Below are 18484 nucleotides of genomic sequence, written 5' to 3' on the forward strand. Positions count from 1 at the left end.
TAATGTTTTTTAAGCATTTGTGCTATGGCTTTATCTAAATTTCTCGACCCTAAAAATGATATAGCATTTCGCCGTATCTTTGGTACAGAAAAGAATAAAGACATCCTCATTCACTTCCTCAATGATATTTTGAGCTTTACTGGCAAAAATGCAATACAGGATATAGAGTTTTTAAGTACTATTCAAGATCCCGAAATTGCCGCTAAAAAGCAAAGTATTGTTGATGTGCTATGTAAAGATTCAACAGGAGTACAATGGATAATTGAGATGCAGGTTGCTAAAACCAAAGGCTTTGAAAAACGTGCCCAATATTACGCTGCTAAAGCCTATTCAAGACAAGCAGATAAAGGTGATCAATACCATGACCTTAAGGAAATTATCTTTATTGCTATAGCAGACTGTATACTATTTCCGGATAAGTCTGAGTATAAATCAAAACACACCATTCGGGATGAAGATACTAATGAACATGATCTAAAAGATTTTTACTTTGTATTTATTGAACTGCCTAAATTTTCCAAAACTAAAGAAGATCAGCTTTCAAATATAGTTGAGAAGTGGGTGTATTTTTTTAAGTACGCTGATGAAACAAGTGAAGAAGAATTGGAAAGAATAACAGGAAGTGACGTAATAATCAAAAAAGCGTACGAAGAGCTAAACAGGTTTAACTGGTCAGAAAAAGAGTTTATAGCATATGAACAGGAGACCAAGCGTATTCGTGATGAACAGGCTGTCCTTGCTCAAAAACTTGATGATGCCAAAAAAGAAGGAAAGATTGAAGGAAAGATTGAAGGAAAGATTGAAGGAAAGATTGAAGGAAAGATTGAAGGAAAGATTGAAGGAAAGATTGAAGGAAAGATTGAAGGAAAGATTGAAGTTGCAAAAGCGATGTTGACTAATAATGTTGATATTAGCACTATTGTCAAGTGTACAGGTCTTTCTGTCGATGAAGTTCAAGAATTAATTCAAGTTGAGGAAAAATAAACCCTACTATCATCTTTATATTGAGAAATTTAGTATGAAGGATCGTTAATCAAACACAAAAACTATAGTAAAAAAAATTAGTTATGTAAAAGCCGATATAGACTTTTATTTAATTAACTTTTTAAGGAGGAACATGCAAGCTATAACACTTAATAACCCAATAACAGTTGATGGAATTTCTGTTTCAGAACTTACCATTAGACGTCCAAAAGTTAGAGACTATTTGGCAATAGAACGCATTAATGGTAGTGACCTAAATAAGGAAGTGACTTTGACTGCCAACCTGACATCAGTTGCAAAAGAAGCAATTGAAGAGTTAGATATTGCTGATTATGTGAAAATTCAAGAGGTATTAAAGGATTTTTTTTCACCAATTATCCAAAAAACTTGAGATTAGAAGTACTCGTGCTTAGCTCTATCATAGGTGGTGGAGTTGAGCACATTCTTGATATGGAATTTAACGAATTTATCTTATGGGAAGAAACAGCAAAGAGGTCTAAATGTCAACGTTATCTATAAAAATCGGAGCAGTCTTAGATGGCAGTTTTAATACTGTAATAAAAGGAAGTAGCAGTCAACTTACTCGTCTTGGTGAGAATATAAGAAAGCTTGATTCATCTTTAAAATCAGTATCAAAATTTAAGCAGTTGGGTAGTGATGTTTTGACTAGCAGGGGGTCGTGGAAGGGCTTTGAAGATCAAGTAAAATCTTTAGCTAAACAAATGAAAGCAATAGAGAAACCAAGCAAAACTTTAAAAGCAGAATTTGACAAGGCCAAAACCTCCGCAATAAAAGCAAAAGAAGCATATTTGAAAAAGAGAGATGCTTTGCATTCATTTAATGAAGAAGTAAGAAAAAGTGGAAGAAATATTAAGTCATTAGTAAGCGACCAATATAAACTTGGCTCGTCCATTGAAGCGCTGAAAGGCAAGTATGGTAAGCTTGGATCTGCAATACGTAGTCACCAAAGTTTTTTAGCAAGCAAAGCACATTTTAAGTCACAAATTATAGAGACTATTGGACTAGGTCTTTCGCTTGCAGCGCCAATTAAAGTTGCTATTGATTTTGAATCGGCCATGGCTGATGTAAAGAAAGTAGTAAGGTTTGATAGTAAAAAAAATGAAGCTAGTAAATTTGCTCAAGAGCTCAAAAAGTTATCTCGTGAAATACCTTTGTCAGCTGCAGAATTAGCACAAATAGCTGCAAGCGGTGGTCAACTTGGTATTGACAAAAATGATCTTATGAAGTTTACAACAGTAGTTGCCAAAATGACCACAGCGTTTGATATGTCGGCAGAAGAAGCTGGTAATGCTATTGCAAAAATATCCAATGTCTATGGAATTAAAGTTGATGGTATGGAAAATGTAGGTAACATAATAAACCATCTTTCAGATAATACTGCTGCCAAAGCAAAGGAAATGGTTCTTACACTGAATAGAATTGGTGGTAATGCTAAACAGTTTGGTTTAGAAATTGATCAAGCAAGTAGCTTAGCAAGTGCATTCATAAGTTTAGGTAAACAACCTGAAAAAGCAGCAACTGCTATAAATAACTTTCTTAGTAAACTACAGACCGCAAGAGAGCAAAGTCCTGAATTTCACGATGCATTAGATGAGATGGGAACAAGTATAGAAGAGCTCGAACAAACTATTAAAAAAAATCCTCAAGAGGCAATATTGCAATTCCTTGAAACTTTAAAAAGAATAGACGATCAAGAGCGTGCTGGTATTCTTATGAATTTGTTTGGCTCTGGGTTTCAAGATGACATTGCTCTTTTAGTAGGAAGCTTAGACATTTACAAGAAAGCTATTGAACATTTAGCTGATAAAGAAAAATATAACGCTTCAATGCAGGACGAATTTAACAATCGGGCAAATACTACAGCTAATAAATTACAATTACTTAAAAATGCAGTATTTGAAGCTGGCATGAATCTAGGGTCAGTAATGTTGCCTACTTTAAATTATGTAGCTGGAAGTTTGAAAGCAATAACAGAGCGTATAGCTTCTTTTGCAGAAAAATATCCAACTTTAACTACGGCAATCATGAGTACTTTAGCAGCTTTGATAAGTTTGAAAGTCTTAGTAGTGGGATTAGGCTATGGAATTACTTTATTAGGAAGTACAATTTTTGGTCTTAAAGCAACAATACTGACAACATTTTCATCTTTATCAAGTATAGTTTTTCCTGCAGTAATAACAGGGCTAAGAGCAATAACACTAGCTGTAATGACTAACCCAATTGGACTTTTAATAGCGAGTCTTGTTTCTGGTGCAGCTTATGTTCTCACTAACTGGCAAAAAGTGAAAGACTTTTTCTCTAGCTTTTGGAAATCACTCATTGAACCTATAGGAAAAGCTTTTTCATGGATGAGAAATACAGTTAGTAGCATATTTGCTGAGAATAGCCCGATTAGAAAATTTGAAAATAATGGAAATGTTGTTAATAGGCTTTCTAAAAATAGCATTTTCAGTAACGGAAACCCATTGACAAGTAATAGTGCTATTAAACAATTTTCAGAAAATAGTAAAGGCAATTTTGAGAGTTTTAAAGTTAAAGGTGTTATAGAAGAAAAAAGAGCTATGGAACAAGAAGAAATTGAGAAAGCATTCAAGAAAAGTAGATATGAAAATAGGGAATCTAAAGTATATAACCAAGCATTCTATCAAACGTTTAATATCAACATTAAGTCTGAAGATGTCCGCAGCGTTGCTGATGCAGTAATAGAACGATTTAGAGAACAAGCACGTGGGGCACTTTTTGATATAGTTGAAGAGTTACATTGATGTTGCTTGGAAAATGTAAGCTTGAACCAATAAGCCTAAGATACAGTAAAGAAAAAAGGTGGTATACAATTGAATGTATTGAAAAAACGTCGCTACAAAACATTGGCTCAGGAATTGAATGTATTGATCTGACAGGAGTGATTTATCCACATTATCAGAGTAATGGCTTAGAACAGCTAAAAAATATACGTAACACTCAAGAACCACACGTTCTAGTTGATAATTCAGGAAATATACTTGGGAATTTTGTCATTATTAATGTAGAAGAAAAACAGATATTATTTTTTCCTGATGGAAAACCGAGAAAAGTTGAGTTTATTTTGAAGTTAAAAAGTTACAGTAAGTGATTTATTATTACACGAAAGAAAACGAAATGTTGGATTACATTTGCTGGAAACATTATGGATACAGTAGTGGAGCAGTGGAGGAAGTATTGCTTAAAAATCCAGGACTTGTAGAACATGGAAGTTTTTTGCCCGCTGGATTAAAAATTAAGCTTCCTAAAATTCAGAGAATATTGAAAGAATCTGTTATAAATATTTTAGATGAATGACACCAGATTTTGATATAGTAGCAAAAAATAACCCAGTAACAGAGGTTTTAAAAAAGAGTTTAATATCACTACGTGTAACTGATGGATCCGGTACTACAAGTGACGAAGCTGAGATATGCATTAATTATAGCTCTAGCGCTTTAGAACTTAAGGGTAATTTACAGGTTTTTCTAGGATATAAAGAAACAGGTTTATTACCTATGGGGGTATATAAGGCAAATCAAATTACAATACAAAGTCCACCACAAACTTTAAGAATAAAATGTGACGCTGCAAGTTTAAGAGGATCATTAAAGGAAAGAAAATCAAAGGAATGGAAAGACATTACCTTGGGAGATTTGATTAAAGAAATAGCACAAGAACATGGGTATGAAGGTAAAGTCGCTGAAAGATTTGAAAATATATTTATACCACATACCATTCAAGCAGATGAAAGCGACATGAGTTTTTTGGAAGGATTAGGCAAAAAATATGATGCACTAGTAAAACCAGCAGGAGGATATATAATTTTTATTCCGAAGGGAGAAGCAAGATCAGCGACTGGAAAGATGTTAGGTACAACAGTACTTACACCTAAAGATATTATAAATTGGGAGGTAAATTTTAATGTGCGTAACAAATATAGATCTTTTATTGCAAAATGGCACAGTTATGAAAAGGGAGAAACTATAGAAGAGAAAGTGGGAAATGAGGGTCCAAGTTATACCCTGCAAACGCTTTACTCTACCGCAGAATCAGCAATTAGTGCAGCAGCAGCTAAGTTAAAACAACTAAAACGTAGTACATCAAATTTAAATGTAACTGTTCCTGGTAATCCAGAATTATTTGCAGAAGCTAAGATCAGCCTTTCAGGATTTTGTCAGGAAATTGAAGGTGAATGGGTAATTAGCAAGGCAGAACATATTCTGAATAACAGAGGATATCAAACTATAGTAGAAGCAACAGTGAGCAAAGCTGTTTAAGTGAAACTTAAGCAAATGGTTATTTAATTCTAAAAAAATGTTAGACATGAACAAAATAAGTAAGAACATTAAGATAAATTTTCTATGGCTGATGATAACAGTTATATGTGTTGTCGTTACATGTTGTTATACAAAGAGTAAAGCTGTGAGTAATTATAAAACAGTACTACAAATTGCTTCTGAAAATTGTAACTTAGAGGTTGTAAAATTTTTGGTAGAAAATCTATTAGATGTTAATGTGCAGGTTCCTAAATTAACAGCATTACATTATGCTTCAGAGGCAGGTTGTTTAGAAGTCGTGAAGTTTCTAGTACAAAAAGGAGCTGATGTAAGTGCTTCTGACGGATACGAGCGATGGACACCGCTGCATTATGCTGCAGATCAAGGACGTTTGGAAATTGTTAAATTTTTATTAGACAAAGGAGCAGATCCTAGTGCTGTAGCTAAAGATGGAAGAACACCTAGAAGCATGGCTGTAATATCAGAAGAACGTAATAAAGATAAAAACAAGCAATACAGAGAAGTAATAAAACTACTTTCCAATGCAGAAGGCTCGCTAAAAAATAGCAAATAAGATCAAAGATATATTGGAGTCATAAGGATCTGCAGAAGAGCAATACGAATTCAAATAGTGACTACCACAGCAAAATATAGAAACTGAACATATTTCTTCTTTTATCAGTAATTTGCAATTATTTTATAACCAGTAAAAAATATGCTAAAAAAAATCCCAATTACAGTAATTATTACCATATTAATACAAACAGTAGCATTTATATGGTGGTTATCCAAGCTAGACTCAAGGGTACAATTTCACGATAAACTTATTGAATATGGTTTAATGGAAAAAGTGTTAGTACTTGAGGAAAGGGTAAAAAATCTTTCTGAGGAATTGGATGAGTTTAAATTACACGTTCTAAGCGGAAAAATTAAATCTTAATACCTTTACCCAAATTCACAATGATTAAATATATTTTATCCGTTGATGGAGGTGGCATTAGAGGCATCATACCAGCCATTATTCTAGCAGAAATAGAGCAAAGGACAAGAAAACCGATAGCTGAAATCTTTGATCTTATGGCAGGGACCTCAACCGGTGGAATTGTTGTAGCTGGATTATGTAAAAAAGATAAACCTCAATATTCTGCTAATGATTTAGTCGAGTTCTATCGGGAATATGGACCATATATTTTCAAGTCTTCATTTTTTAGGCGATCAATATTATCTTGGTTTAACTGTGCACAATACCCATATAAAAATATTGAATTTGTATTGGACAAATATTTTGGTGATGATACTCTACAAAACACTTTAAATAATGTACTGCTTACCAGTTACGACATTCAGAATAATTGCCCATTTTTCTTCAAAAGCTGGAAAGAAGGTAATATTAAGCTGAAAGATGCACTCAGAGCTGCAACGGCTGCACCTACTTACTTTGCACCTAAATATTTAAAAGTCAACCAAAAGGAAATGGTATTAGTGGATGGAGGGGTGTTTGCCAATAATCCAGCGGCTTGTGCATATGCAAGTGGTAAGAGATTATTTCCAAATGATGATATTCTACTGTTATCGGTAGGTACTGGCAGAACAGATAGAAGCATAGCCAATTCAAAGAGATTGGGAAAAATAGGCTGGATAAAGCCACTACTACATGTGATGTTTGCCTCAAGTTTAGATGCAGTAAATTACCAACTTGATCAAGTTATAGCTGATAAATATATACGCGTACAATCGCAACTAAAAATAGCATCACCTGACATGGATAATATTACATCAAAAAATATCAAATCTCTTCAGCAAGAGGCAAATGCAATGATAGAGGACAATCAGAAAGTGATAGAAAAATTCTGTATAGAAATATTAAATATATAACTATCTTTACTTACATCTTAATATATTGTTTAACACAATTCAATTTTCACACTCATCAGCAGTTAGGCCACTTGCTCGCAAAATAATATCAATAGCAACACCTTCCTTAACTAGATCTTTTGCAATTTTGATTTTCTCTGCTTTTTTAACCTTTTCTTTACCAGTTTGCATTCCTTCAGATAAAGATCTAGCTACCGTATCCAGTAATTCTTGATCCTCAATTTTTTCGCATTTACCTACAAATCTCAAAACTGGCTCATTTTCATGTTCTGTTAGTCCAAGAGCTTTAATGTTAACTGATAATGTCTTTGCTATCTTATATAATATTTCAATTGGAATGTCTGTATATCCTCGTTCATAGTCATGTATTTCTTTAGGTGTTGAACCGATTTTATTTGCCAAGTCCTCCTGAGTGTATTCCCGTATTAATCTCTCCTCTTTTATCCTTTTCCCTACTTTGTAGAGTATAGAATCAGTACAAATTTCTTTCTCTATATCATCATATTCATAAGTAGATAAGCGAGTCACTTGGGAAATAATATCAACTGAAACTCCTTCTTGCACTAGATTCTTTGCTACTTCTATTTTCGCTTCTTCTTGATTAATTTTTTCGCTAATATGAACAAACCTGACTAATGAAGGTACTATTTTGCCTAACTTTTGATTCTCGTATATTTTTGTTAGATAGAGTATTTCCTCATCTTCATCTTTATATTCTCTTAGTACTGTTGGTCCTGGAAGTAGATCTATAACATTAACTGACAATGCTCCTGCTATTATATACGATTCTTTGATTGTAATAGCCTTGCACCCTAGTTCAAAGTTATGTATTTCCTTATGTGTTAAACCAATTTTGCTTGCTAATTTTGCCTGAGTATACCCTTGTACTATCCTACAACCTTCTATTTTTTTCCCCAGCTCGTAGCTTGCTGAGCCAATATGCTCTGAATTATCATAGATAAATCCTCTAAAAGCTGTTTTTCCTACAGAAGCAAACATATATTCTATCACAAAAAAATCCACTATTGGCTAAGTTTTTATGAAATCACAAAAATTTCTCAATCATATAATTTGATAAGCCTGTCGTTTGCAAGATAATATCAACAGAAATTCCTTCTTTCACTAAATTCCTTGCAACTTCAATCTTCTTTTCCTCTCTGACCTTTTCTCTACAAACATGTATACCTTTAAATAAAGACTTGATTAGCATATCGCGTAATTCTCGACTCTCAATCTTTTTGTATTCTTCTATCAAGTTTGATAGCTTTTCTTCCGCTTCACTATCCTCATCTGATTCGGGAAGTAGATCTATGATACTGATTGATAATACCTTTGCTATTTCATCTAACATTTCAAGTGAGACAGCAGCTCTCCCTTGTTCATACTCGTATATTCCTTGATTTGTTATGCCAACTTTATTCGCTAAATCTTTTTGTGTATATCCTCGTATCAATCTCCACTCTTTTATCCTTTGCCCTACTTTGTATGGAATGGGAATTTTGTTCTCCTCATACTCACCAATAGATAAGTTAGTTGTTCGAGAGATAACATGAGCAGAAACTCCTACTTTCATCAAACCCCTTGCTACTTCTATTTTTACCGCTTTTCTGCTTCTTTCCTCACTCAAACGAATAAATTTGGTTAATAAATAAAATACCTCGCTTAATTCTTTATCCTTATGCCCCTTTACTAAATTTAATATTTCTTCATCTTCAAAATATCTTTTTTTATTTGGTAGTGTCTCTCCACAAACTAGACCTTTAACATTTACTGATAATGCTTCTGCTATGGCATATAACTTCTTAATTGGAATTTTACGGTTCCCTTTCTCATATTGCAGTATTACCCAATACTTTACACCAATTTTCTCAGCTAAATCCTTCTGAGTATAACCTCGCTCTAACCTCCAATTTTTTACTTTTTGCCCTACCTCACAGTCTAGACTTTTTTCCATACAAAGAACCATACATATAATATTTTCTACTATAGCTCAAAGGCTCCAGATATAATGGTAGACTCTGGAACCTTAAAATAAATGAATTAAAGCCCCCTAAAAGTTTCTTTACTATTTTCACGTACTTTATCTACCCATGAAGACAATTTTTCACTTGGGCTATCAACCTCCTTCATAAGCTGCTTGCTATTCCATATGCCACATCTCATAAAACTTCCCTTTTCTACTGCTTCTTTAAGTTTTACTCCAGCAAAAAGACAATTTTTTCCAATTTCTTCCCCTCTTTGTTGTAGCTCAGCCCACATTTCCTTGTTTTCTACTCTGACTTGTACTTGATCATATTTTTTTACATCATGGTACAATATAATATTTAGTTTACCAGCGCTTGTAGGAATTTCTAACACAACAGAGCTACCATCTGATACATCAACGTAATTTCTTAAACCTCCTTCCTCCCTTCTGATCTCAACTGCATTATTACCCATTTTTAAAATATTACTCCCTAACTCTCTCAGTATTTTGGCTACCTCTACCTTGCTATCTTCAGAGAATTCCATAAAAAGCATTTTATTATCTATCTCGATATCTATTAATTCTCCTTCCTGAACAGCACTTTCGCCAGCTTTCTCTAGTTCGTCTAGTTGCTTATCTATCTGTGGCTGAACTTCTGGTTGTAGCTCATTATAGATTTCACCTATCAATTTATTCTCCAATAAAGTATCATGAAACTCTGCACCGCTTAGCATTAATTTACGTATTAGCTTTTTACGATCAACCTTATCAAATTTATGAAAATGTGTACCTAATACTACATACTCTGCAAAACTCCATTCCCCGTCATCACATGCATTTATTCTTGCTCCTGAGGCTAGTACTTTGTCTATAACTTTGTGCAATTCATTTACATTCTTTGCCTCTACCACTTCACTTTTTAACCAGCTCAAAGTTTCTGCACTCGGCTTTATTTTTTTCAAAGCTGAAGCAAATGGATTTTTATCTTCTTGATCACTTACAGGTTTTGTGCCATAAACATAGTCAAATCCTTTCCCATAGTTGATTTTGTTTTCGCGAACTTCTCTACCAGGGAAAGGTGCTATTTCTTCAGGCTTTTTAGCCTTATTAATTTTGCTTACAAAGGTGGATTGCTCCTTAGTACGACCAATTCCTACAATAGCATTTAACACCTCACCTTTTGATAATCTATCAAGATCAATGTTTAACTCGTAAGTACCTCCTTCTTGATCATCAAAAGGTACAATTATTTTATTACTCATATTAGCCTCCGCTATTAAATATACTTTACTAAGTCTATAACCGACTTTATTACTTTATTATTAATTCAATATATACTTTCTCATTAATTATAAGCAATGATTAATGTGATTGCAAATACTTTCTTCATTCAAGTAGTTAAACAACTCATGAAAATCTTCAAACATCTGCTTTATAACAGTCCTTGCTCTTTAAAACTAAAATATCCAACACTTGTAATGATAATGTGATCCATTAACCTAATCCCTATAGTCTGACAAGCTTTAGCCAAGTCTTTAGTTACAGCTTCATCCTCATCAGATGGCTTTAACCTTCCTTCTGGGTGGTTATGCGATATTATTATTGACGTCGCTTTTCTTATTAATGCCTTTCTTGTTACTTCTCTTATGTAAAAAGGTACCTTATCCACTGTACCAGTGAACACTTCTTCCCCCTTTAAATGGCACTTTTGATCAAAATATATTATTTTCATCTTTTCCTCCTCTGAATAACCAATACTCACCCTTAAATATTTTACGATGGTTTCCAAGTTATCCATTACAGGTCCTTTTTTTAACTCTTCTCTTGGTACTCTTTTTGCAGCTTCCTTTAGGCATAAAATTACTGCTACTGTAGAGTCAGTTATCCCTTCTACAGTTTTCAAATCATCTATTTCCTGGCCTAAAACTCCTCCTATTCCAAAACTATCTATTAGCTTTCTAGCAATAATTCGAGCTTCTTCCCTGTCATGCACTGCACTTAGAAACGTTTCTATTACTTCACGATCAAGTAGTGCTTTACCGTTGCTTTCTAATGCTCTGAATTCTATTTCTTCTCTACGATCCTTACTACTTTTCTTATTATTCATAAAAATTACCCTTCACTAATAACAAAATGTTTTTATATATTTACTGCTGTTTTTTGTCAGCATTGGCATAAAGCCATAGCTTTTGAGTGAAGTCAAATCAATTTTTCAATCTTTTTTACTTATTTTTTCATCAAAAAGTAAAAATGTTAATAGATACTGATTTTTTTATTTTAAATTTGTTGAATTTCGTCTAAAGAGATGCCCACTGTTTTTAAAATAATATTGATAGAAATTCCTTCCTTAACTAAATTCTTTGCAATTTTCATCTTTTCTACTTTCTTCACTTTCTCTTTGCAAATTTGTATGCTTTCAAACAGAGATTTTATTAGTACATGACGTAGTTCTTGGCTTTTAATCTTTTTGTATTCTTCTATTAACCTTGATAGCTCTGCTTCACTATTCTCATTTTCTGTTGTTTCTGGAAGCAGATCTGTAATATTAATTAATAGTACCTTTGCTATTTCATCTAACATTTCAAGTGAAACAGCAGCTCGTCCTTGTTCATATTCATATATTCTTTGATTTATTATGCCCACTTCACTTGCTAAATCTTCTTGTGTGTATCCTCTTCTCAACCTCCATTCTTTTATTCTTTGACCTACTTTATACGGAATAGAAATTTTTTTCTCATCATTATCATATTCATCAATAGATAAACTGGTCGTTTGAGAGATAGAAACTCCTTCCTTAACTAAACCCTTTGCCACCTCTATTTTTACTGCCTTTCCACTTTCTTCCTCGCTAATACGGATGAATTTAGTTAATAAATAAAACGTTTCACGTAATTCTTGATCCTTAATCTCTCTATGTCTTCTTACTAGATTTAATACCTCTTCTCCCTCATACCTTCCCTCATTTGATACTTCTTGTACGCAAGCTAGATCTCTAGCAGTTGTTGATAATGCTTCTGCTAATTCATATAACTTCTTAATTGAAATTCTGCGCGTTCCTTTTTCATATTGAAGTATTACCTGATATGTTGTTCCTATTTTTTTTGCTAAATCTTTTTGAGTATACCCCTTTGCTATCCTACAACTTCTTACTTTCTGTCCTACTACTTTATAATATAAAAAATTAGAGTAATTATTCTCTTTTTTCACATTTTATACTCATAATCAGAAGAGCCGTTACGTATACCTAATTGGCAACCTTTTTGACAAACTGAACTCATCTCCTTTCAAACAATTTTTCTATATCACTTAGTTTCATTTCTATATACGTTGGTCTTCCGTGATTGCATTGCCCAGCATAAGGTGTTTCCTCCATTTGTCTCATCAACTCATTCATCTCCTCCAACTTCATTTCCCTTCCAGCTCTAATTGACCCATGGCACGCAATGGTAGCTAGTATCTTGTTCACTTTTTCTTCTATAGGTAGCGTATCTCCTATCTCCATTAATCTATCAACTATATTCATCACCATCTCTTTCACATTTATTGTTCCTAAAATTGCAGGTATTTCTTTCACCCTTACTTTATCTTCTGATTCTATTTCAATACCAAAACCCATTTCGAAAAGCTTATCTTTATACATTTCAACCATCTCCATTCCTGCTTGGTTTTTAATCTCAACTATTTCAGGAAGAAGAAGTTTTTGTCTTTTTATGCTTGATTTTTGCTTTAAGCACTCGTATATCAATCTCTCATGGGCTGCATGCTGGTCTACTATAATTAATTTGCCTTTAGCCTCAGCAATAATGTAAGTACTGTGGACCTGACAGCGTGCATACCCTAGAGGATGATCCTCTATTAAATCAATTTGCTCCCTTTCTAGAACCATCGCTTCCTTTTGGGATGGAGATTCTCCATACTTAAACGTTTCTGGTAAGCTTTGCCTTCTTTCATCTGGTGCATTGAATTCTTTCATTAGACGATTTTCTAAAAGACTTGGTCTCTTTTCATAAAACTCTTTTTGATTTTTTTCCTCTTTACTATTAACCTTCTCTTGGCTATCACACTCTTCAATACTTTGAGGCTCAACATCACTTGCTGCGAACGTACCTATTCTTGTCGATAATGCTTTTATTATCCCTCTTCTCACTATTTCATATATTGACCTTTTATTCTGAAATCTTACTTCTGATTTATTTGGATGCACATTTACATCTACTTGATCGTATGGTATCTCTAAGTTCAACACTGCAAAAGGATACCTATTGTTTGGAATAAAATCGTGATACGCATATCTAATTGCACCAACAAGTAGATTGTCTTTTATTGGCCTTCCATTCACAAATGTATAGATCATATCAGACTTACCTCGATTGACCGTAGGTTTGCAGATGTATCCTATAAGTTTTATGCCGTCTTCTTCCTCTTTAACTTCCAGCGAATTGCTCTGAAATTCTTCTTCTGTTTCACATAATCTGTTAAATAATGAAGTTTGCTTAACATATTTTAAGAGCTTTTTATTACCGGAAGTGAGAGTAAACCCAATACTATAGTTAATCATTGCTAAGTTATTTACAATGTCAACAATGCTTTGTGTTTCTGCCCTCTCGGTTTTTAGAAATTTTAATCTATTTGGTGTGGCAAAAAATAAGTCACGAATTTCAATATATGTACCTTGCAACAAAGAACAAGGGGTAATCTCTCTTATTTTTTCTCCTCCCTCATATCTTATAGACCATGCTTCCTTTGCTCCACTTGCCTTGGATGATAATTTCATTCTGCTTACTGCTGCAATTGAAGACAGAGCCTCTCCTCTAAACCCAAGGTGCTTGATTTCTATTAACTCACTATCGCTTAATTTTGAAGTAGCGTGGCGCATAAACGCAAGTTCCAAATCTTCCTTTTCTATTCCATTTCCATCGTCTGTTACAGTTATAAGATTACGCCCACCACTTTCTATCTTGATCTCTATCTCTGAACTTCCAGCATCTATTGCATTTTCCACTAATTCCTTTACTACACTTGCTGGCCTTTCGATTACTTCTCCCGCTGCTATACGATTTATAGTTTTTGTGTCTAAAAGAATTATTGCCATAATACCCCACCCAATCTATGAAACTTAGAGTTCCCTCTATTTTTTGGTGATTTTTTGACCTCACAATCTCTATATTTTAGCTTTTTAGATTCCTTTCTAGCAAGTCTATCTGCCTCCTCATTGTACATATTACCGTTGTGAGCTCTAACCCACTTCCAATTAATATCATGCTGCAAAGCAACTTCATCTAGTTCCTGCCATAATTCTCTGTTCTTCACTGGCTTTTTATCGGCTGTCTTCCAACCATTTACCTTCCATTTATTGATCCACTCTGTTATACCTTGTTTAATATACTGACTATCAGTGTGTAAAACAACTTCGCAAGAAACTTTCAACATCTTTAGCCCGTTAATCACAGCCTTTAACTCCATTTTGTTATTCGTTGTGTCTTCTTCACCTCCAGAGATACGTTTCTTGATAAAGACACTTTTATTTTCATACATCACCACGGCTGCCCATCCGCCAGGCCCAGGATTTCCGGAACATGCTCCATCTGTATATATTGTAACCTTCTTTTTTTCGCCCATACTTGCAGGATATAGATTCAACGTAAATTTGCTACCGAAATATGTTGATATTATTTTTTGAATATTTTAAAATGTAAGGTGTGAGAGATTGACAAACCTGTTCTCTCGATATTAGGTAAATCGTAATTGAGCTTTTGGGCTCGTATTTTTATTAGGAGGTTAATCTCTCACACTGAAAATAAGTATTTTTAAGCTCTTCATAGCTTATCAATTCATTTGCTGGGGTTTTTAAGGTATTTTATAAGGCAATTATAAAAAGATGATCCAAAATCTACATCTAAAGCCTTAAATGCAATTCTCAGATGATCTCTAACAGACGTTTTTTCATCAACACATTTAAAACAATAAAAAGATTGAACATTTCCTCACAATTGTGTATAATCATTAATGCTTTTTATCTTACTTTCTCATGGCTCTTTCTAAGTTTCTCAATGTGCGAAATGATTATGCATTTAAGAGAATATTTGGTACTGAAAAGAACAAAGACATTCTTATTCACTTTCTTAATGATATATTAGATCTTACTGATGACAACCAGATTAAAGATGTCTCCTTTCTCAGTCCCATTCAAGACCCTGTTATTGCCTCTCAAAAGCAAAGTATTGTCGATGTTCTCTGTGTTGATTCTACAGGGGTCAAAACCATCATTGAGATGCAAGTCGCTAAAACAAGGGGCTTTGAAAAACGTGCCCAATATTACGCTGCCAAAGCTTATTCAAGTCAAGCTGATGTAGGTGACCAGTATCATGATCTTAAAGGGGTTATCTTTATTGCTATTGCTGATTTTATCTTATTTCCTAACAAGCTCGCTTATAAGTCTGATCACGTGACTTTTGATAAGATGACCTTTGAACATGATCTCAAAGACTTTAGTTTCACTTTTATAGAGCTACCAAAGTTTAATAAAACAAAAGAAGATCAATTAGAAAATATTGTTGAAAAATGGATCTATTTTTTTAAGCACGCAGATGAAACGAGCGAAGAGGATCTAAAAAAAATAATAGGTAGTGATGTAATTATTGGTAGGGCTTATGATGAGTTAAACCAATATAACTGGAGTAAAGAAGAACGTCTTGCTTATGATCAAGCTAAGAAACGTACCGATGATTATTTATCTACCCTTGAAGAAAAACTTCACGAAGGCATCCTTATCGGCCATGAAAAAGGCAGAAAGGAAAGGGAAATTGAAGTTGCAAAAAACCTACTTAAAGCAGGTGTATCTGTTGACTTAATAGCTGAGTCTACCGGTCTTCCTAAAGCTGAAATTTCAAAACTTAAGGAAAAAGCCTAAGTATTGTAACTCCCTTAGAGCTCTTTTCAACTTATTATACTTCTTTATCCATTAGTCTAATATATTAAAGCCTACATCTAACTCTTCCGCTATCTCGCTATAGTCTATTTGATTTTCTCACTAATTTTACGCATCAGTTAAGCGCAAAATAGATGATATTTAAATATAAAAAATGTTTTTCATAAAATTTTTTTATCCTTGACAATTTTATTGTTGATATTTGATTCTAACTTTTGCATAATGCATTAGATATTTTTTATGGGAGGTGAAATGCCAATAGAAACAAAGCGTCAAGCTGCAGTACTTAAAAAGCTACAAGATGTTATAAAACATACAGATCCTGAAATTGCTTCTGGGAGGAAGTTAGCTATTAAAAGGTGGTTGGAAACCTATATAGAGCATGTAAAATACTTTAATGATGATAAGCTGCAATTTTTGTATAATTTATTCCAAGATGAAAATTGCTGGTCAGGTATAAGATTAAATAATGCTGTTTTAGGTCAAAAATTGACTGAGGAGAAAATAGGAGAAATAGATAATCCACTTCGCAAATACGAGATGGCATGTAGTTATTGTGTTATAGATAAAATTCATCCTCTCTTTCAAGAAAGGTTCGAATTTCTCAAGAACGGTTTTCGTCCTGGTGCACGTGATGGTAGTGGTAATCCTATAACTGATAAATACGTACGAAACTCCCTACTAGATACTATAAAAAGAAATGGTAACGTGTTTGATTTCTGGATAGATAGAGAATCTGGGGAATTAAAGGAATATGATACAGTAAAAGGTGCAGTAGAAGGTTTTGATAGTGCCGTAAAACTCAAGTGGAGTGAAGGAGTAGAGTATTTTTATAATCATTTAAAAGAAGAAGATAAAGAGAAGAAGCTTACAGAAGCAATTATTACTCTATCTCGCGTTCAAGCTGTTAAGGAAGATGCTCCTATCTTAGATTTTTGTGTAAGGAATATAGCTGATAAAGATACTCTTTTACAGAAATTGTTACAGAAAGATAAGGCTGTATGTTCCCTTCTTGCTGAACTAATAGAGTCATGTTTTTTTGATACAGTTCGTGATTTGGTACAGTGTTGGTGCTATAAAAAAGTTTCAGTACATGGGGGCCATTCAGAAAAAATATTCTCACATCGAGAGTATGACCTTCTCCTTTGCTCGCTTTCAGATACGATGTTGAAAAATCCTGAGTTAAGTGTTCAAGCTAGATCTCTTATTATGGAGATTTGGAAGTGTGGTAGTTTAGCTGAGCACAAAAAGGCTGTTGTTAATACTTCAAATGGTATAGTTCCTATACAGGACGTACTTGCAGAATTAATAGTCAATTGGAAACGAGAAGATATTTATAAGTCTGATGAGGAAAAAGAAATAGAGAAGAAAGAAATGTTAGATATAATATTATTTGCCAAAAATTGCTTTCCTGAAAGGTTTAAATCCTTTAAAGAAGTTATGATAAAAAACCTTAGATTATGCGGTAGAGAAGGTAAAAAAGTAAATGTAGATTACGGTCTGTTTGCAGAAGAGTTATTTTCTGAGTTAGAAAAAGCTCCTGGTCCTAAAGGTGATGGTCATCCGTATAGTTTACGGTCACAATCTCAAGCTCATGGTAGTAAGAAAGCAACTTTGCCACTTGATGGCTCTGGTGGTCATTCGCAATCCACATTAAAATCCTCTAGTACTAGTGGTGTTTACTCGCAAGAATCACCTTCTGAATTAGAGGAGATATCTTCGCCACTTGATGATTCTGATCCACAGTCCATACTTGGATCATCTAGCGTGAGTGGTGTTTCTAGTCTTCATAAATAGGTGGTATTTTATGAGTAATGGTGATGGATTTATTAGAAGTTTAGTGGATGGAGATCTTGATGGTTTTAGACAAAAGTTTGAGTCTTTTTTAGATCAATGTCCATCTTTCTTGTACCATGTGGGTGAAGGTCGTTTCCTTTCTGTATTCTTTTTTAGTATGTTTGCTACTGCACATGATGCTGGTATTTTAGGTACAGACGAAAGAGTTTATTTTCGTTTTGATAATCATGGTGTTAATCCACGTAATGGTCAAAATCGAAATACAGGAAACCTAAAAGTTGCTGTTTTGACTCGTGATCGTGACGGGCAGCGAATTGTCAGGTGTTACAGTATTTCTGATCGTTCTAATAGTGATGGGTTGAGGTTCAGTACAAGGGAAAGAAATGCTCTAGTGCGAGAGATTAGACGGCAAAATCTGAATTTACGGGAAGAAGACCTAAGTTTTGAGCAATATAAAGTATGCGCGCATGGAAGGGGTAAGAGTCAGGGAGAAGCAATTGCAACAGTATTCGAGGCGATTCGTGAAAAAGGTTCTGAAGGTAGAGATAGATTTATCAGATATTCAGCATCTGAGGTTAATCTTATTAGGCAGCTTTTAGGTGATCATGGGTTGACAGTAAGGAAATAGAAGTA

19 protein-coding genes and 1 pseudogene are annotated in these 18484 nt (G+C 33.9%); 13 read left to right on the plus strand and 7 right to left on the minus strand.

Going from position 1 to position 18484, the window contains the following annotated elements; all coding sequences use genetic code 11:
- Positions 1 to 24: 24 nt before the first annotated feature.
- The 10 genes from OOK99_RS01960 (at position 25) to OOK99_RS02005 (ending at position 7160) form a co-directional block, all read left to right on the plus strand.
- Positions 25 to 984, plus strand: coding sequence for an Rpn family recombination-promoting nuclease/putative transposase (locus tag OOK99_RS01960; protein ID WP_264720016.1), 960 nt, complete (start codon positions 25 to 27; stop codon positions 982 to 984).
- A 133-nt stretch (positions 985 to 1117) separates the two neighbouring features.
- A complete protein-coding gene (locus OOK99_RS01965) occupies positions 1118 to 1375 on the plus strand; it encodes a phage tail assembly protein (RefSeq protein ID WP_017532593.1) in 258 nt (85 codons plus the stop codon).
- On the plus strand, positions 1372 to 1503 hold the full coding sequence (locus OOK99_RS01970) for a hypothetical protein (protein WP_017532594.1): 132 nt from the start codon (positions 1372 to 1374) through the stop codon (positions 1501 to 1503). The genes OOK99_RS01965 and OOK99_RS01970 overlap by 4 nt, the downstream gene beginning before the upstream one ends.
- Positions 1485 to 3770 (plus strand): phage tail tape measure protein, encoded by a 2286-nt coding sequence (locus OOK99_RS01975; protein WP_264719398.1) that lies wholly within the window; start codon positions 1485 to 1487, stop codon positions 3768 to 3770. Before OOK99_RS01970 ends, OOK99_RS01975 begins: the two co-directional genes overlap by 19 nt.
- Positions 3770 to 4117: a phage tail protein gene (locus tag OOK99_RS01980; RefSeq protein WP_264719396.1), complete on the plus strand. Its 348-nt coding sequence runs from the start codon at positions 3770 to 3772 to the stop codon at positions 4115 to 4117. Before OOK99_RS01975 ends, OOK99_RS01980 begins: the two co-directional genes overlap by 1 nt.
- Complete coding sequence (locus tag OOK99_RS01985) at positions 4114 to 4323, plus strand: tail protein X (protein ID WP_406719336.1); 210 nt, start codon at positions 4114 to 4116, stop codon at positions 4321 to 4323. The genes OOK99_RS01980 and OOK99_RS01985 overlap by 4 nt, the downstream gene beginning before the upstream one ends.
- Positions 4320 to 5285 carry a phage late control D family protein gene (locus tag OOK99_RS01990; RefSeq protein ID WP_264719393.1) on the plus strand — a complete coding sequence of 322 codons (966 nt, stop codon included), beginning with the start codon at positions 4320 to 4322 and terminating at the stop codon, positions 5283 to 5285. The genes OOK99_RS01985 and OOK99_RS01990 overlap by 4 nt, the downstream gene beginning before the upstream one ends.
- Positions 5286 to 5430: 145 nt before the next feature.
- Entirely contained in the window at positions 5431 to 5859 is a 429-nt protein-coding gene (locus OOK99_RS01995) for an ankyrin repeat domain-containing protein (RefSeq protein ID WP_319803424.1), read from the plus strand.
- Between the two features lie 141 nt (positions 5860 to 6000).
- Positions 6001 to 6225, plus strand: a complete 225-nt coding sequence (locus OOK99_RS02000) for a hypothetical protein (protein ID WP_264719392.1) — start codon at positions 6001 to 6003, stop codon at positions 6223 to 6225.
- Between the two features lie 20 nt (positions 6226 to 6245).
- Positions 6246 to 7160, plus strand: coding sequence for a patatin-like phospholipase family protein (locus OOK99_RS02005; RefSeq protein ID WP_264719390.1), 915 nt, complete (start codon positions 6246 to 6248; stop codon positions 7158 to 7160).
- 39 nt (positions 7161 to 7199) lie between these two features.
- On the opposite strand, the gene wmk (OOK99_RS02010) is transcribed toward OOK99_RS02005, so the two are convergent.
- From wmk (OOK99_RS02010) to rnhA, 7 genes and pseudogenes are all read right to left on the minus strand, one after another.
- A complete protein-coding gene (wmk, locus tag OOK99_RS02010) occupies positions 7200 to 8159 on the minus strand; it encodes a WO male-killing family protein Wmk (protein WP_264720017.1) in 960 nt (319 codons plus the stop codon).
- Between the two features lie 46 nt (positions 8160 to 8205).
- On the minus strand, positions 8206 to 9114 hold the full coding sequence (wmk, locus tag OOK99_RS02015; RefSeq protein ID WP_264720227.1) for a WO male-killing family protein Wmk: 909 nt from the start codon (positions 9112 to 9114) through the stop codon (positions 8206 to 8208).
- Between the two features lie 86 nt (positions 9115 to 9200).
- Positions 9201 to 10388 (minus strand): hypothetical protein, encoded by a 1188-nt coding sequence (locus OOK99_RS02020; protein WP_264720019.1) that lies wholly within the window; start codon positions 10386 to 10388, stop codon positions 9201 to 9203.
- A 170-nt stretch (positions 10389 to 10558) separates the two neighbouring features.
- A complete protein-coding gene (locus tag OOK99_RS02025; protein ID WP_264720021.1) occupies positions 10559 to 11233 on the minus strand; it encodes a JAB domain-containing protein in 675 nt (224 codons plus the stop codon).
- A gap of 170 nt (positions 11234 to 11403) precedes the next feature.
- Positions 11404 to 12333, minus strand: a complete 930-nt coding sequence (gene wmk / locus OOK99_RS02030) for a WO male-killing family protein Wmk (protein WP_264720022.1) — start codon at positions 12331 to 12333, stop codon at positions 11404 to 11406.
- A gap of 67 nt (positions 12334 to 12400) precedes the next feature.
- Complete coding sequence (gene mutL / locus OOK99_RS02035; protein ID WP_264720024.1) at positions 12401 to 14218, minus strand: DNA mismatch repair endonuclease MutL; 1818 nt, start codon at positions 14216 to 14218, stop codon at positions 12401 to 12403.
- Positions 14219 to 14307: 89 nt separating this feature from the next.
- Positions 14308 to 14745 (minus strand): annotated as a pseudogene (rnhA, locus tag OOK99_RS02040) (ribonuclease HI); the annotation flags it as partial.
- A 409-nt stretch (positions 14746 to 15154) separates the two neighbouring features.
- On the opposite strand from rnhA, the gene OOK99_RS02045 reads away from it, so the two are divergent.
- The 3 genes from OOK99_RS02045 to OOK99_RS06985 all read left to right on the plus strand — a co-directional run bounded on the left by OOK99_RS02045 (position 15155) and on the right by OOK99_RS06985 (position 18479).
- Positions 15155 to 16036, plus strand: a complete 882-nt coding sequence (locus OOK99_RS02045) for an Rpn family recombination-promoting nuclease/putative transposase (RefSeq protein WP_264720025.1) — start codon at positions 15155 to 15157, stop codon at positions 16034 to 16036.
- 270 nt (positions 16037 to 16306) lie between these two features.
- Positions 16307 to 17851 (plus strand): cytoplasmic incompatibility factor CifA, encoded by a 1545-nt coding sequence (locus OOK99_RS02050; RefSeq protein ID WP_319803435.1) that lies wholly within the window; start codon positions 16307 to 16309, stop codon positions 17849 to 17851.
- Positions 17852 to 17861: 10 nt separating this feature from the next.
- Complete coding sequence (locus OOK99_RS06985; protein ID WP_319803436.1) at positions 17862 to 18479, plus strand: hypothetical protein; 618 nt, start codon at positions 17862 to 17864, stop codon at positions 18477 to 18479.
- The last annotated feature ends 5 nt before the right edge of the window (positions 18480 to 18484 follow it).

The organism is Wolbachia endosymbiont (group B) of Eucosma cana (assembly GCF_947250645.1).
Lineage (GTDB): Bacteria > Pseudomonadota > Alphaproteobacteria > Rickettsiales > Anaplasmataceae > Wolbachia.

Bases quoted from the DNA above. Each gene is read 5' to 3' on its own strand.
- OOK99_RS02045 (WP_264720025.1), top strand. From the start codon at position 15,155: ATGGCTCTTTCTAAGTTTCTCAATGTGCGAAATGATTATGCATTTAAG.
- OOK99_RS01975 (WP_264719398.1), top strand. From the start codon at position 1,485: ATGTCAACGTTATCTATAAAAATCGGAGCAGTCTTAGATGGCAGTTTT.
- mutL (WP_264720024.1), bottom strand. From the start codon at position 14,218: ATGGCAATAATTCTTTTAGACACAAAAACTATAAATCGTATAGCAGCG.
- OOK99_RS02000 (WP_264719392.1), top strand. From the start codon at position 6,001: ATGCTAAAAAAAATCCCAATTACAGTAATTATTACCATATTAATACAA.
- OOK99_RS02025 (WP_264720021.1), bottom strand. From the start codon at position 11,233: ATGAATAATAAGAAAAGTAGTAAGGATCGTAGAGAAGAAATAGAATTC.
- OOK99_RS01980 (WP_264719396.1), top strand. From the start codon at position 3,770: ATGTTGCTTGGAAAATGTAAGCTTGAACCAATAAGCCTAAGATACAGT.
- wmk (WP_264720017.1), bottom strand. From the start codon at position 8,159: ATGTTTGCTTCTGTAGGAAAAACAGCTTTTAGAGGATTTATCTATGAT.
- OOK99_RS06985 (WP_319803436.1), top strand. From the start codon at position 17,862: ATGAGTAATGGTGATGGATTTATTAGAAGTTTAGTGGATGGAGATCTT.
- OOK99_RS02020 (WP_264720019.1), bottom strand. From the start codon at position 10,388: ATGAGTAATAAAATAATTGTACCTTTTGATGATCAAGAAGGAGGTACT.
- wmk (WP_264720227.1), bottom strand. From the start codon at position 9,114: ATGGAAAAAAGTCTAGACTGTGAGGTAGGGCAAAAAGTAAAAAATTGG.
- OOK99_RS01960 (WP_264720016.1), top strand. From the start codon at position 25: ATGGCTTTATCTAAATTTCTCGACCCTAAAAATGATATAGCATTTCGC.
- OOK99_RS01990 (WP_264719393.1), top strand. From the start codon at position 4,320: ATGACACCAGATTTTGATATAGTAGCAAAAAATAACCCAGTAACAGAG.
- OOK99_RS02005 (WP_264719390.1), top strand. From the start codon at position 6,246: ATGATTAAATATATTTTATCCGTTGATGGAGGTGGCATTAGAGGCATC.
- OOK99_RS01965 (WP_017532593.1), top strand. From the start codon at position 1,118: ATGCAAGCTATAACACTTAATAACCCAATAACAGTTGATGGAATTTCT.
- OOK99_RS02050 (WP_319803435.1), top strand. From the start codon at position 16,307: ATGCCAATAGAAACAAAGCGTCAAGCTGCAGTACTTAAAAAGCTACAA.